The organism is Bradyrhizobium sp. USDA 4452 (genome assembly GCF_054063575.1).
This window is the reverse complement of record NZ_JBSSGK010000001.1, coordinates 951037-964480: the sequence shown is the minus strand read 5'-3', so window position 1 is coordinate 964480 and position 13444 is coordinate 951037. Positions and strand designations below refer to the sequence as shown.

Sequence of the window (13444 nt, the reverse complement as noted above, 5' to 3'; positions counted from 1 at the left end):
CGTGCATGCTTCGAGACGGCTGCTGCGCAGCCTCCTCAGCATGACGGAGTCAGGTTCGCGCGGCTGACAGGTTACAGCCGCCGCGCCACCTCGGGCGCGAGTTCCTTTGCGGCCGCCGGCTTGCCGGCCACTGCAGAGCGCAGCCGCGGCAGGATGTCGTCGACGCGGTCGGCCATCAGGACGTTGATCGGCAGCGTCGGGCGGATGAACTCGGTCATGCGCATGTGGTTCAGCAGCGAGAGCAGGGGCTCCCAGAAGTTGTCGATGTTGGCGAGCAGGATCGGCTTGGAGTGACGGCCGAGCTGCTGCCAGGTCAACTGCTCGACCAGCTCCTCCAGCGTGCCGATGCCGCCGGGCAGCGCGACGAACGCATCCGAGCGCTCGAACATCAGCCGCTTGCGCTCGTGCATGTCGGGGGTGACGATCATCTCCTGAACCGAGGTCAGCGCGTTCTCGCGCGCCCGCAGGAATTCCGGAATGATGCCGGTGACGGAGCCGCCATGATCGAGGGTGGATTTCGCGACCGCGCCCATCAGGCCGATCGAGCCGCCGCCATAAACCAGGCGCACATTGTTGTCGGCAAAGGCCTTGCCGAGTGCGATGGCAGCTTCAACGAAGCGGGGATTGTTACCGGGGCCGGAGCCGCAATAAACACAGACGGTCTTGATTTGGTTCATACGATCCTTGTGGCACTGCAGCGTAAACAGGGTCAAGACTCCGATATGGGGATTGAGGGCCAAAATTTCCTGCAAATTCCCGCGAATCGCGAACAATTTTCGTCATAAGCCTGTACGCCGCGTTCAAACGATCTATATGACGGGCACAATGGCAAATCATGGACAAGATGTGGCAGCGCACCGGCGCGCCATGACGGCGAGGGCGGGCTCCTGATGGTGCCGCCGCAACAGACCGTGACCGCGGCCGATCAGCCCACGGCCACGACATCGGCCGCCGAGAAGGGGACGCTGCTCGGCACCCTCGTTCATCTCTGGCCCTACATCTGGCCCGGCGATCGTGCCGATTTGAAGATGCGCGTGATCTGGTCGGTGGTGCTGCTGCTGTTCGCCAAGCTCGCGACGCTGTCGGTGCCGTTCACCTTCAAATGGGCGATCGACGCGCTGAACGGCACGGGCTCGGCGCCGGTCGCTTCCTCGAACTGGATGGTCTGGCTGATCGCCTCGCCGGTGCTGATGACGATCAGCTACGGCGCGGTGCGTATCATCATGGCGGTACTGACGCAGTGGCGCGACGGCATCTTCGCCCGCGTCGCGATGCACGCGGTGCGGCGGCTCGCCTATATCACCTTCGTGCACATGCACGAGCTGTCGCTGCGTTTCCATCTCGAGCGCAAGACCGGCGGCCTGACCCGCGTGCTGGAGCGCGGCCGCTCCGGCATCGAGACCATCGTGCGGATGGTGATCCTGCAGCTGATCCCGACCATCGTGGAGGTCACGCTGCTGGCGGCGGTGCTGCTTTGGCAGTTCGACTGGCGCTACGTGCTCGCGGTGCTGATCACGGTCGTCGTGTTCATGTACTACACCTACATCGCGACCGAGTGGCGGATCGAGATCCGCCGCAAGATGAATGATTCCGACACCGAGGCGAACACCAAGGCGATCGACTCGCTGCTCAACTACGAGACGGTGAAGTATTTCGGCGCCGAGGAGCGCGAGGCGCGGCGCTACGACCGCTCGATGGAACGCTACGAGCAGGCCAGCGTGAAGACCTATACCTCGCTTGCCGTGCTCAACACCGGGCAGGCGATCATCTTCACCGCCGGCCTGACCGCGACCATGCTGATGTGCGCATTCGGCATCCGTAGCGGCACCCACACCGTCGGCGATTTCGTGCTGATCAATTCGATGATGATCCAGCTCTACCAGCCGCTGAATTTCATGGGCATGGTGTATCGCGAGATCAAGCAGGCGATCATCGACATCGAGAGGATGTTCGACGTGCTGGCGCGCGATCCCGAGGTGAAGGATGTGCCGGGCGCCAAGCCGCTCGTGGTGTCGTCCGGCAGCGTGCGTTTCGAGGACGTCCGCTTCGCCTATGAGCCCGATCGCCAGATCCTGAAAGGCCTGAGCTTCGAGGTGCCGGCCGGCAAGACGGTCGCGATCGTCGGACCCTCCGGCGCCGGCAAGTCGACGATCTCGCGGCTGCTGTTCCGGCTCTACGACGTCTCGAGCGGCCGCATCCTGATCGACGGCCAGGACATCAAGACCGTGACACAGGCCTCGCTACGGTCGGCAATCGGCATGGTGCCGCAGGATACCGTGCTGTTCAACGACACCATCCGCTACAACATCCGTTACGGTCGCTGGGATGCCAGCGACGACGAGGTCGAGGAGGCGGCCCGCCTGGCGCAGATCGACGGCTTCATCCGGATGTCGCCGCAGGGTTACGAGACGCAGGTCGGCGAGCGCGGCCTGAAACTCTCGGGCGGCGAGAAGCAGCGGGTCGCGATCGCACGCACGGTCTTGAAGGCGCCGCCGATCCTTGTGCTGGACGAGGCGACGTCGGCGCTCGACAGCCACACCGAGCACGAGATCCAGGGCGCGCTGGAGCGGGTGTCGCGCAACCGCACCTCGCTGGTGATCGCGCACCGGCTGTCGACCATTGTCGGCGCCGACGAGATCATCGTGCTGGACCAGGGCCGGATCGCCGAACGCGGCACCCATGCGCGGCTTTTGGCCGCCGATGGCCTTTACGCCAGCATGTGGAACCGGCAGCGCGAGGCCGAAGAGGCCCGCGAACGGCTCGCCCAGGTCGATGACGACGGCAGCGCACCGAATCGCCTGCCGCCCGGGGTCACCGATTCGTCTGACGATTCAACCCCGGTTGCGGGTGAGAAACCCTTGCCGACCGCCGCGGAATAGTCGATCTAGGGCCTCTCCCGCCAAACGGGGCGGGGAAACGCAAGCGAGCTCTGATGTCGATCGCCAATTCCATCCGCGCGCAGATCCCGCCGATCCACCCCGAGGGCTATCCGTTCATCGGCGGCTTCGCCCTGGCGAGCCTGATCCTGTTCTGGATCTGGACCCCGCTGGGCTGGATCGGGACGCTGCTCACGGTCTGGTGTGCGCTGTTCTTCCGCGATCCCGTCCGCGTCACGCCGCTGCGCGATGGCATCGTGGTGTCGCCGGCCGATGGCCGTGTCTCGATGGTGGTTCAGGCGCTGCCGCCGGCCGAGCTCGGCCTCGGCGACAAGCCGCTGCCGCGCGTTTCGGTGTTCATGAGCGTGTTCAACTGCCACGTGAACCGCAGCCCGGTGGCCGGCCGCATCGACCGCATCGCCTACCGGCCTGGCGCCTTCATCAATGCCGAGCTCGACAAGGCGAGCGAGGACAATGAGCGCAACTCGCTCGTGATCTCGAGCGCCAACGGGCGCATCGGCGTGGTCCAGATCGCCGGCCTCGTGGCGCGCCGCATCGTCTGCTTCGTCAAGGAAGGCCAGTCGATCGGCGCCGGCGAACGTTTCGGCCTGATCCGCTTCGGCTCGCGGCTCGACGTCTACCTGCCCGAGGGCACCAAGGCACTGGTCTCCGAGGGCCAGACCGCGGTCGCCGGCGAGACCATTCTGGCGGACTTCCGCAACGCCGATCCGGGCCGCACCTACCGCGCCGATTAACTCTGTTCCGCCAGCCTGATCAACCGGTTCCCGCCGCAATGGCGGAGCCGGGCCATGCTTGCTATATTACAGACCCATGATGCCATTCGATCCCAATTCCAGCGAGTTGCGCCGCCGCCGGTTCCGCCCGATTCCGGTGCGGATGCTCGTGCCCAACATGATCACGCTGCTGGCGATCTGCGCCGGCCTCACCGCGATCCGGCTGTCGACGGAAGGGCGGATGGAGCTGGCGGTCGCCGCCATCGTGTTCGCCGCGATCCTCGACGGCATCGACGGCCGCGTCGCCCGCATGATCAAGGGCCAGTCGAAATTCGGCGCCGAGCTCGACAGCCTCGCCGACTTCGTCAATTTCGGCGTCGCGCCGGGCCTGATCCTGTATTTCTGGCAGCTCCACGAATTGAACAATGGCGGCTGGATCGCCGCAATGGTGTTCGCGATCTCCGGTGGCCTGCGGCTTGCGCGCTTCAACGCCTCGATCGACGACCCCAACAAGCCGGCCTTCGCGGCCAACTACTTCACCGGTGTGCCGGCGCCGGCCGGCGCGATCACCGTGCTGCTGCCGATCTATCTCGCCTTCCTCGGCGTGCCGATGCCGCCGGCGACGCTGACGGCGTTCTACACGCTCCTGATCGCCTTCCTGATGGTGTCGCGCCTGCCGGTGTTCTCCGGCAAGACCGTGAAGATGCGCGTGCCGCCGGAGATGGTGTTGCCGGTATTCGTGTCGGTGGTGTTCTTCGTCGCGCTGTTGATCGGCTATCCCTGGCACATCCTGTCGGCGGGCTCGGTCGCCTATCTGATCAGCCTGCCCTGGGGCTGGAAGTCGTATCGAGACCAGGAGCGCCAGCTTGCGGCGCAGACGCAAGGCGCGAGTGCGCCGGTAGCGGCATCGCCTGCGGCTCCCTATGCGCCACCGGTCGTGGATCCGGACGACCACGACGATCGCCCGACGCATCTGCACTGAGCCACTGCGTAACCCGTCACCCTGAGGAGCGCGCAGCGCGTCTCGAAGGATGCACGGCCACCAGCGGGGCCGTCGACCCTTCGAGACCGCTGCGCGGCCTCCTCAGGGTGACGGTGATCTGGTTGCTTCATTCACGCAAATATCAGCCATGAGCGTGCCTCGGTTGGGTTCGCCTCTGATCTCGGCTATAGGCTGAGGTGGCCCAGCGAACGCCAAAAATCAGGAGAGAAACGCCGTGACGACATCCGCTTCCGCCCCGCTTCCCGCGTCCGTCCTCGAGGCGTTGGCGCGCTACGACACGCCGACGATCTGCAACGCGATGGAGATCGTGGCGCCGGAGCGCCGTCTGATCGGCTACACAGTGAAGCCGCTGGTCTGCCCGTTCCCGAGCTTGCCGCCGATCGTCGGCTATGCGCGCACAGTCGCGATCCGCTCGGTGCTGAAGTCCGGCCTCTCGGCCGAGGAGCAGTCGAAGCGCCGCATCGAATATTATGAATATGTCGGCACCGGCTTTGGCCCGCGCATCTCCGTGATCCAGGACATCGACGGACCCGACGTCGGCTACGGCGCGTTCTGGGGCGAGGTGCAGAGCGCCGTGCACAAGGCGCTCGGCTGCCTCGGCGTCATCACCGACGGTTCGATCCGCGACATTCCGCAATGGGCGCCGGGCTTCCAGGCGCTGGCCGGCTCGATCGGCCCCTCGCACGCCTGGGTGCATGCCGAAAGCTTCGGCGGCGAGGTCCGCGTTGCCGGCATGACGGTGCGTTCCGACGACCTGATCCACGCCGACAGCCACGGCGCGATCGTGATCCCGTATGATGTCGCGGCCAAGCTGCCCGAAGCCGCCGAACTGTGCGGCCGCCGCGAGACCCCGATCCTGGACATCGCGCGCAGCAAGGACTTCACGCTCGAGAAGCTGAAGGATGCGCTGAAGCGCTCGGCGGAAATCCACTGAGCGCGTCGGAGCTCAAACCGTCCAACGAGCTCCAGGTTCACCTCTCCCCGATGGGGAGAGGTCGATTTGCGCAGCAAATCGGGTGAGGGGCCGCAGCATTCTCGTGAGACCGAAATCCCTCACCCGGCGCTGCGCGCCGACCTCTCCCAAGGGAGAGGTGAAGATCCGTCCGCGTGGGTGGCGTTAAGCCGGCGCGACCTTCGCGATCTCGGACGCGCCGCGAATGGTCATGTCGACCGCGACATAGAGGATCACGGCGAGGCCGACATAGGCGATCCAGCGGTGGTTCTGTAACAACTTGGCGACGAAGGTCGCGGCCGCGCCCATCATCGCGATCGAGAGCGCGAGGCCGAACACCAGCACGATCGGCTGCTCGCGCGCCGCACCCGCGACCGCCAGCACGTTGTCGAGCGACATCGAGACGTCGGCGACGATGATCTGGGTGGTGGCCTGCCACAGCGTCTTGCGCGGCACCTCCGCCCCATCGACGGCGTGCTCGGCCGTCGTCTCATGCGCGGCCGCGCGCAGCTCCCGCCACATCTTCCAGCACACCCAGAGCAGCAGGATGCCGCCCGCCAGGAGCAGGCCGACGATCTGCATCAATTGTGTGGTGACGAGCGCGAACAGGATGCGCAGCAGCGTCGCGGCCGCGATGCCGATCAGGATCGCCTTGCCGCGCTGCTTCGCTGGCAGGCCGGCCGCGGCGAGGCCGATCACGACCGCGTTGTCGCCGGCCAGCACGAGGTCGATGACGACGACCTGCAGCAGCGCGCTGAGAGCGTGGAGTGAAAACAGTTCGGACATGGGTAATACTCCCCTTGAGGTCGGGGAGCGGACCGTTTTCAACTAAACGGGACGTCGCGGTCACACGGACAGCGAATCCGCCGCGACGCTTTTAGGTCGCGGGTCGAAGCAGGGCCACTCCAACTGAGTTCCAGTCCGACATCGCAGCTTGTGGCTGCCAGAGGGGCCCGGCCTGGGATTAAGGTCAAAGCACGATCAAATCGGATTGGATTGTCGTCGCGCTTTGTTCTTGTTTGAGCATGATCTTTTTGGAAAACCGCTTCACACTTTTCCGGATCATGCTCTATGCCGGACGCAGCGCGGCCTGTTCCTCGAAGAACAGCGCCGCCTGATCCGGTTCGCCGAGGATCGCCGCCGCACATCCCATGAAGGTGAATGCGCCGGCAAAATCCCACAGCGTGAGGTTCGCCACGCTCGCACGCATGCGGATCACGCGTGCCGCAAGCGCGGCAATGGCTGCCTCTGCGAACAACACGAGGCTGAGCGCGGGCAGCACGAGTGCGGGCTCAACCAGACGAACGGTCAGGACGATCGGCAGCGCGGTCAGCACCGCGAATAGCAACAGCATGCCCAACGGCTCCAGCGCGGGAGCCTTGCGCGAGAACCTGTCTGGAATGGTCGAGGACATTCCGGTCCTTTGCCGATCCCGGCCTTGTCGTTCATCCCAACGATATCAGAATGCATTCGCGTTGACGCGCGACGCGGCGCCGCGCGACCGCAGGCCGCGCGACAGATTGTACGCGGGTGATGATGGAGCAGGGCACTTGGGGGCCATTTCGGCGCCATTTTGGGGGCGATCGCGCTGCGGCATGCCATGGCAAAGTCCAAGCTGCGCATTTATCTTTACTGACAGCGCTGGGAGAACGACCGAAGGACGATGTCCATGAACATGGCAGGCAAGACCGTGCTGATCACCGGCTCCACCGATGGCGTCGGCCGCTACGTTGCGCTGAAGCTGGCCACCGCCGGCGCCCGGGTCCTGATCCATGGCCGCGATACCAAGCGGGCGCAGACCCTGGCCGACGAGATCAAGCGGGTCTCCGGCAGGGAGCCGATGTTCTACCAGGCCGATCTGTCCTCGCTCGCCGAGGTCCGCGAGTTCGCCCAGCTCGTGCTCGATGACCAGGAGCGCCTCGATGTTCTGGTCAGCAATGCCGGCATCGGCTCGCAGAATGAAGGGCCGGGGCGGCAGACCAGCAAGGACGGCCACGAGCTTCGCTTCGCGGTGAATTACCTCGCCGGCTTCCTGCTCGCGCATCTCTTGCTGCCGCGGCTCAAGGCCAGCACGCCGGCGCGCATCGTCAATGTCGCCTCGCTCGGCCAGCACCCGATCGATTTCGACGACGTGATGATCACCAAGAACTACAGCGGCGCCCGCGCCTATGCGCAGAGCAAGCTGTCGCAGATCATGTTCACCATCGATCTTGCCGCCGAGCTCGAAGGCTCCGGCGTGACGGTCAATTCGCTGCATCCGGCGACCTACATGAACACCACGATGGTGCGCGCCAGCGGCGCCACGCCGATCTCGACCGTCGAGCAGGGCGGCGACGCCATCCTGCGTCTGGTTCAGGATGACGACGTCGCAGGCCGAACTGGGCTGTTCTTTGACGGCAAGCGCGAGGCCCGCGCCCATGCGCAGGCCTATGATGCCGAGGCGCGCAAGCGGCTCAAAGCGGTGAGCCTTGCGCTTACCGGGCTGCGGATTTCCTGACGCGGCGCCGGCGCCTCTCGGGCACTACAACCTTGAGTGTGAATCCCGTCGAAAGGAGCCTTGCAGGCGGCCTGGACACTGGGTTCCAGCCGATAGCCCATAAGTACCAGGAGGTTAGCCTAAGGGAACCAGAGCTGGCCTCCGTACGTTGATCTGGCAACCCAAGCAAGACTGACAGATCAGACAACACATGGGAGCCAGTAATGGACCAAGTGGTGACGGATGACGCGCGCGAAGACGAAGGGCTGAGGCGAACCCTCTCCGCTGCACGCGGTGGAATCGTCTTTGTCGACGCGGACGGCCAAGTGGTGGGAATGGACACCACGGCTCGGCAGCGACTGGATGGAGAAGTTAAGCAGCTTCAGTTGCCGCTTCGCCCCGACGGCGCCGGCTCCGTCGACTGCTTCGTTTCCGCCGAAACCGTGAGCATCAAAGGCGCGCCGACACAAGTCTGCGTGATACAGCAGCGACAACCTGCGGAGCGCGCGGTCATGACTGCGATCGAATCGGTGCTGGCCGATACCTCCGCCTTCGCCCGAGGCATCATCGACCGGATCAAGTCGTTGCCGTTCGGATCTTACCACTCTGCGGCTGAAGATCTGGATTTTCTGACCGAGCGCGAGAAGGAAGTGCTCGGCTTGATCTACCAGGGTAAGAGCGATCACGAGATGAGCAGGGCACTCAATGTGTCGCGCAATACCGTGCGTAACCACATCTCGTCGCTTTACCGCAAGATCGGCGTCAACCGCCGCGCGGCCGCGATTCTCTGGGTGCGCGAGCGCGGCATTACAGGTGAGAGCTTACGCCGCAGACGACGTCGGTATCCACCGTCCGATCTGCAGCACAACTGAATCGGACCTACTAGGCGGTTGGTAGTTCTAGCTCTCTTGCACCGGACCGGCACTTGTTGTTCCTTCGAGACTCATCGGGTTCACTGGGAGCCTCCGTAACTCGGATGCTGTAGCGCCGCGGCGCTGCAGCGATTGGGCCAACGGTCAGACGAGAAGGCAATGTCTCCGTGGCCGCACGCTTGCTTCGCTTATATATCGCCGGAAATTCGGCCAGCTCGCGCCGGGCGCAGCAAAATCTAGAACGTCTGCGTGCTTCCCTCGGCACACATGGGTGGGACGTCGATGTTATCGACGTGCTGGAACGGCCGGACCTTGCCGAACGCGCGCGGATCATCGCAACACCCACGCTCTCCCACGACGATACGGCCCGCACACGACGCATCGTCGGCGATCTCGGCGACACGGCGCGGGTTCTTGAATTTCTCGGGATCGACCAGAGGATAAGGCATGAGCGTTGAGGAAGCAGACATCACTGGAGTGTTGGAGCGGGTCAAGACCGGGGTCGATGCCTTCGACGAGTTGGTGATGGGAGGATTGCCGCGGGCGCGCTCCACTGTGGTCGGCGGCACGCCTGGCAGTGGAAAGACCGTATTTGCCACGCAGTTCCTTGCACACGGCATCACTCACTTCGGCGAAAACGGTGTGCTGGTGACGTTCGAGGAGCCTCCGGCCGACATCCAGGCCAACATGAGCGGCTTCGGCTGGGACCTCGCAAAATGGAAGAAGGAAGGCAGGCTCGCGTTTGTCGATGCTAGTCCACCACCCAATGATGAACTGGTGATAGGTGACTTCGATCTCGCGGGATTGCTGTCGCGCATCCAGCACGCGGCCAAGAGCGTCAGCGCCCAACGGGTTGTCCTGGACTCACTCACCCAGCTCTTCGATCATTTCATCGGCGATCCCAAGACATTGCGCCGAGAGCTTTTTCACATCAGCACCGCCCTGAAGAAGTCGGGCCTCACTGTGCTGATGACGGCAGAGCGCAACAGCGAGTACGGCGAGATTACCCGCCATCGGCTCGAAGAGTTCGTCGCCGACAACGTTGTCATCCTGCGCAACGTGCTCTACCGCGAGAAGCGCCGTCGTACGATCGAGGTTCTGAAGATGCGTGGAAGCCATCACGTCGAGGGCGAGGCGCCGTTCACGCTTCTCGGGGGACGCGGCGTGGTGGCGATACCGTTGTCGTCGCTGAGACTGGAGCAGCATTCGAGCACGGTGCGCGTGACCAGCGGCAATCCCGATATCGACGAGATGTGCGGTGGTGGCTTATTCCGCGACAGCGTGACGCTGGTCAGCGGTGCGACGGGAACCGGCAAGACGCTACTGGTGACAAATTTTGTTGCCGGTGGGGTCGCGGCAGGAGAAAGAGTCCTGATGTTCGGCTACGAGGAAAGCCGCGGCCAGCTGTTCCGTAACGCCAGCGGCTGGGGCGCGGATTTCGCCGGCATGGAGGCAGACGGCAAGCTCAAGGTCGTCAGTCTCTATCCCGAGGCCCAGGGCTTGCCCGATCACCTGCTGACGATCCAGGGGATGGTCGATGAGTTCAAGCCCGACCGTATTGCGCTCGATAGCCTGTCCGCACTGGAGCGCATCGCCCCCGAGACGGGCTTCCGCGAGTTCCTAATCAGCCTGACCTCCTTCATCAAGAAGAGGGAAATCGCGGGTCTCTGCACGGCAACGAGCAAGTCGCTGATCGGCGGCGAGAGCGCGAGCGAACAGCATATCTCGACGATGACCGATTCGATCATCCTGCTACGGTATATCCAGGAGCAGGAAACCATGCATCGCGGTTTGATGGTGCTGAAGATGCGCGGCAGCGAACACGCCAAGGAGATCCGGCGTTTCTCGATCGACGGTTCGGGCATGCACCTTGGTGCACCTTTCAAGGAGGCGCCCAACGTCTTCAGAGAGTGACTTCCACCGCGAACGGCAGTTGTTGGGATGTGCATGATGGACACCGAGATAAGCTCCAAAATCGAGCAATCGGACATCCAGTTTCTCATAGAGAAGAACGCCGACGGCATCATCGTTGTTGATGAAGGCGGGTTTGTGCTGTTCGCCAACCCGGCGGCGGAACGCCTGTTCGGGCAGCCTCAACCGGCGCTGATCGGTTCGCCGATCGGGCTGCCGATTGTGGTTGGCGAGATGAGTGAGATCGCCATTCATCAGCCGGGAGGCGGTCTGGTGGATGCCGAGATCCGCACCGTCGAGACCAGTTGGGAGGGGCGTCCGGCGCGCCTTGCGAGCGTACGTGACGTATCGGAACGCCGCGCCATGGAAGATCGCATGCGTCACGCTGCCAAGATGGAGGCCGTCGGGCGCCTCACTGCCGGCATCGCGCACGACTTCAACAATCTGCTAGCCGTCGTCCTGGGCAATCTGGAAAGCGCGAGGCGCCGTGTCGGGCGCGAAGGCGGCGCACTGGTATCGATGCTGGACAACGCCACACGCGGCGCCCAGCAAGCCGCGCTCCTGACCAGCAAGTTACTTGCGTTCGCGAGACGCAAGCCGCTTGAATTTCGTCGCGTGGACCTCGCGGAATTGATCGCGGGCATGTCGGATTTGCTGCAGCGAACCTTGGGCGAGGGCATTGCAGTCCGAACGGAGATACCGCCTCAGCTATGGGAAGTCGAGGTCGATCCAACAGAATTGGAATCGGCGATCCTCAATCTGGCCGTTAATGCGCGCGATGCCATGCCGGAGAGCGGGCTACTCGCTATCACCGCCGAGAACATCGAGCTCGCTCGGGATGAGTCGGAGGACGGCAGCAGCGAACCCGGGCCTCACGTCAGGATCTCCGTCACCGATACCGGCATGGGGATGACGCCGGAGATCCTCAACCGGGTGTTCGAGCCGTTTTTCACCACAAAGGTCGACGGACGAGGTACCGGGCTCGGCTTGAGCCAGGTTTATGGCTTCGTCAAGCAGAGCGGCGGATACCTCAAGCTCCGCAGCGAGCCGAACGTCGGCACCAGGATTGACATCTATCTCCCTAGGGCCGTCGTGCTCCCGGGGCAGGCATCGTCTCGCATCGAAACGAGCGTGGAACCCAAGTCCATTCCTCGCGCCCGGGAGGGGTGAAACGGTTCTGGTGGTCGAAGACGACGAGGACGTGCGCGTCACCACCGTAGGCAGCCTTAGGGAGCTTGGATACAGGGTCCTCGAAGCACCGGATGCAGACGCCGCGCTCAACTTGCTGCAAAGTAACGCCGAGATCGAATTGTTGTTCACCGACCTTGGACTTCCCGGTTCCGTCAATGGCAAGGCGCTGGCAGATCGTGCGCGTGCGCTGCGGCCCGAATTGAAAGTCCTGATCACGACGGCATATGCGGGTGACGTTCTCGTTCGCGAAGGACGGCTCGATCCGGAGATCGAACTGCTGAGCAAGCCATTTTCATTCGCAGAGCTCGGGATTCGTATCCGCCGGATGCTCGAGAGCGGATCTCCACCGCCGAGCCGCGTCCTGGTGGTGGAGGATGAATGTCTCCTGAATCTTCTCGTCACGGACATGCTGACGGAGTCCGGCTTTACTGTCGATGGCGCTGCAAACTTCAAGGAAGCCGCCGCCAAGGCTCGCTCCGGTATCGACGGTCTGGTGGCCGCCGTCGTTGACCTCGGGCTGCCGGACCGACCCGGCGACGAACTTGTTGCGGAGCTGCGCAGCCTGTATCCGGACCTGCCGGTCGTGCTGGCCACCGGGTATCTGGAAGAGGATATACGAAAGCGCTTCTCCGTCGAGAATGGCGTTCAATTGCTCACGAAGCCATTCGATGTCGAACAGTTGAGGGCCGCGCTCGGAAGAGCGGGCGTGAAGAATCCCCGTACCGAAGCGAATTGACGATGGCGAGTGCATCCTGCAGTCTCACGTTCCCTGCTTGGCCTCGACAGGCTTGTTCGCGAACTGCGGGAACGTCTCGGCCACGACCGGCCCATCCAGCCGCCACGAATAGCAGCCGCCGACGAAGAACGGTGGCTCGGTGACGTCGCGTTGATGATCGAGCGCGCCGCGGCCTTGCGGGTCCTTGCCCGAGGTCGCGGTCTGGAACAGCGTCGTCACGGCGGGGCCCAGCAACTCGGCGAGATGGGTGCAGGTCTCGAGCCTGCCGATCTTGCGGCGGACCAGCTCGCGCCAGCCCTTGCCTATGCGCTCGCCGACCAGGCGCTGCAAGATGCCTTCGACGTCGAGGCAGGACGGGTAGGGCGTCGAGGCCATCGTGGTGCCGGTCTCGCGGATCGTGAAACTGTCGTCGACCGCGAGCCGCAGCCTGATGTCGTGCACGGGATCCTCGGGCTGCTGCAGGCCGCGGTGCCTGTCCTGCCGCGCATAGGGCTTGGTGTCGACCAGCCGCGCCTCGACTTCCCACAGCCCGTCGTCCCGGAGATAGCCGAGACATTCGACGGAGCGGCGGTGCATCAGGCGGCGGGGCTTGCCGTCGGCGTTGGTATCGGGTGCGGACATCGGAACTCGCTGGATTGAAGCTCAAGTCGATCCAATCGGCCGCGTGCTCCGATGTCAACGGCCGCCGGTGGG

At 64.0% G+C, this 13444-nt stretch carries 14 protein-coding genes; 10 read left to right on the top strand and 4 right to left on the bottom strand.

Features of this window, described 5'->3' with window-relative positions:
- Nucleotides 1-71 precede the first annotated feature (71 nt).
- The gene (locus ACVISU_RS04910; RefSeq protein WP_050404686.1) at nt 72-677 is read right to left on the bottom strand and encodes an LOG family protein; all 606 of its coding nucleotides are present in this window, start codon (nt 675-677) and stop codon (nt 72-74) included.
- Nucleotides 678-890: 213 nt separating this feature from the next.
- Here ACVISU_RS04910 and ACVISU_RS04905 point away from each other — a divergent pair, with 213 nt between their 5' ends.
- The 4 genes from ACVISU_RS04905 to ACVISU_RS04890 all read left to right on the top strand — a co-directional run bounded on the left by ACVISU_RS04905 (nt 891) and on the right by ACVISU_RS04890 (nt 5547).
- A complete protein-coding gene (locus ACVISU_RS04905) occupies nt 891-2879 on the top strand; it encodes an ABCB family ABC transporter ATP-binding protein/permease (RefSeq protein WP_456706176.1) in 1989 nt (662 codons plus the stop codon).
- Between the two features lie 53 nt (nt 2880-2932).
- On the top strand, nt 2933-3631 hold the full coding sequence (locus ACVISU_RS04900) for a phosphatidylserine decarboxylase (protein ID WP_050404685.1): 699 nt from the start codon (nt 2933-2935) through the stop codon (nt 3629-3631).
- A 79-nt stretch (nt 3632-3710) separates the two neighbouring features.
- Nucleotides 3711-4592 carry a CDP-diacylglycerol--serine O-phosphatidyltransferase gene (gene pssA, locus ACVISU_RS04895; RefSeq protein WP_050404706.1) on the top strand — a complete coding sequence of 294 codons (882 nt, stop codon included), beginning with the start codon at nt 3711-3713 and terminating at the stop codon, nt 4590-4592.
- Nucleotides 4593-4827: 235 nt separating this feature from the next.
- A complete protein-coding gene (locus ACVISU_RS04890; RefSeq protein WP_456706175.1) occupies nt 4828-5547 on the top strand; it encodes an RraA family protein in 720 nt (239 codons plus the stop codon).
- A gap of 183 nt (nt 5548-5730) precedes the next feature.
- On the opposite strand, the gene ACVISU_RS04885 is transcribed toward ACVISU_RS04890, so the two are convergent.
- Complete coding sequence (locus ACVISU_RS04885; protein ID WP_456706174.1) at nt 5731-6351, bottom strand: TerC family protein; 621 nt, start codon at nt 6349-6351, stop codon at nt 5731-5733.
- A 283-nt stretch (nt 6352-6634) separates the two neighbouring features.
- On the bottom strand, nt 6635-6919 hold the full coding sequence (locus ACVISU_RS04880) for a hypothetical protein (protein WP_050404705.1): 285 nt from the start codon (nt 6917-6919) through the stop codon (nt 6635-6637).
- A gap of 315 nt (nt 6920-7234) precedes the next feature.
- Here ACVISU_RS04880 and ACVISU_RS04875 point away from each other — a divergent pair, with 315 nt between their 5' ends.
- The 6 genes from ACVISU_RS04875 (at nt 7235) to ACVISU_RS04850 (ending at nt 12751) form a co-directional block, all read left to right on the top strand.
- The gene (locus ACVISU_RS04875; RefSeq protein WP_050404682.1) at nt 7235-8062 is read left to right on the top strand and encodes an SDR family NAD(P)-dependent oxidoreductase; all 828 of its coding nucleotides are present in this window, start codon (nt 7235-7237) and stop codon (nt 8060-8062) included.
- A gap of 203 nt (nt 8063-8265) precedes the next feature.
- On the top strand, nt 8266-8913 hold the full coding sequence (locus ACVISU_RS04870) for a helix-turn-helix domain-containing protein (RefSeq protein ID WP_456706173.1): 648 nt from the start codon (nt 8266-8268) through the stop codon (nt 8911-8913).
- A 167-nt stretch (nt 8914-9080) separates the two neighbouring features.
- The gene (locus ACVISU_RS04865; RefSeq protein ID WP_083991916.1) at nt 9081-9371 is read left to right on the top strand and encodes a circadian clock KaiB family protein; all 291 of its coding nucleotides are present in this window, start codon (nt 9081-9083) and stop codon (nt 9369-9371) included.
- Entirely contained in the window at nt 9361-10827 is a 1467-nt protein-coding gene (kaiC, locus tag ACVISU_RS04860) for a circadian clock protein KaiC (protein WP_050404679.1), read from the top strand. The genes ACVISU_RS04865 and kaiC overlap by 11 nt, the downstream gene beginning before the upstream one ends.
- A 36-nt stretch (nt 10828-10863) precedes the next feature.
- Nucleotides 10864-11994 (top strand): two-component system sensor histidine kinase NtrB, encoded by a 1131-nt coding sequence (locus ACVISU_RS04855; RefSeq protein ID WP_456706172.1) that lies wholly within the window; start codon nt 10864-10866, stop codon nt 11992-11994.
- Nucleotides 11995-12004: 10 nt separating this feature from the next.
- Nucleotides 12005-12751 carry a response regulator gene (locus ACVISU_RS04850; protein WP_456706171.1) on the top strand — a complete coding sequence of 249 codons (747 nt, stop codon included), beginning with the start codon at nt 12005-12007 and terminating at the stop codon, nt 12749-12751.
- Nucleotides 12752-12775: 24 nt separating this feature from the next.
- Here the strand turns inward: ACVISU_RS04850 and ACVISU_RS04845 are convergent, their stop codons facing one another.
- The gene (locus ACVISU_RS04845) at nt 12776-13372 is read right to left on the bottom strand and encodes a DUF2889 domain-containing protein (RefSeq protein WP_050404677.1); all 597 of its coding nucleotides are present in this window, start codon (nt 13370-13372) and stop codon (nt 12776-12778) included.
- Between the last annotated feature and the right edge of the window lie 72 nt (nt 13373-13444).

What these genes read in the sequence shown, in the direction of transcription:
- ACVISU_RS04910 (WP_050404686.1), bottom strand. Translation starts at nt 677, where the DNA reads ATGAACCAAATCAAGACCGTCTGTGTTTATTGCGGCTCCGGCCCCGGT.
- ACVISU_RS04905 (WP_456706176.1), top strand. Translation starts at nt 891, where the DNA reads ATGGTGCCGCCGCAACAGACCGTGACCGCGGCCGATCAGCCCACGGCC.
- ACVISU_RS04900 (WP_050404685.1), top strand. Translation starts at nt 2,933, where the DNA reads ATGTCGATCGCCAATTCCATCCGCGCGCAGATCCCGCCGATCCACCCC.
- pssA (WP_050404706.1), top strand. Translation starts at nt 3,711, where the DNA reads ATGCCATTCGATCCCAATTCCAGCGAGTTGCGCCGCCGCCGGTTCCGC.
- ACVISU_RS04885 (WP_456706174.1), bottom strand. Translation starts at nt 6,351, where the DNA reads ATGTCCGAACTGTTTTCACTCCACGCTCTCAGCGCGCTGCTGCAGGTC.
- ACVISU_RS04880 (WP_050404705.1), bottom strand. Translation starts at nt 6,919, where the DNA reads ATGCTGTTGCTATTCGCGGTGCTGACCGCGCTGCCGATCGTCCTGACC.
- ACVISU_RS04875 (WP_050404682.1), top strand. Translation starts at nt 7,235, where the DNA reads ATGAACATGGCAGGCAAGACCGTGCTGATCACCGGCTCCACCGATGGC.
- ACVISU_RS04870 (WP_456706173.1), top strand. Translation starts at nt 8,266, where the DNA reads ATGGACCAAGTGGTGACGGATGACGCGCGCGAAGACGAAGGGCTGAGG.
- kaiC (WP_050404679.1), top strand. Translation starts at nt 9,361, where the DNA reads ATGAGCGTTGAGGAAGCAGACATCACTGGAGTGTTGGAGCGGGTCAAG.
- ACVISU_RS04855 (WP_456706172.1), top strand. Translation starts at nt 10,864, where the DNA reads ATGGACACCGAGATAAGCTCCAAAATCGAGCAATCGGACATCCAGTTT.
- ACVISU_RS04845 (WP_050404677.1), bottom strand. Translation starts at nt 13,372, where the DNA reads ATGTCCGCACCCGATACCAACGCCGACGGCAAGCCCCGCCGCCTGATG.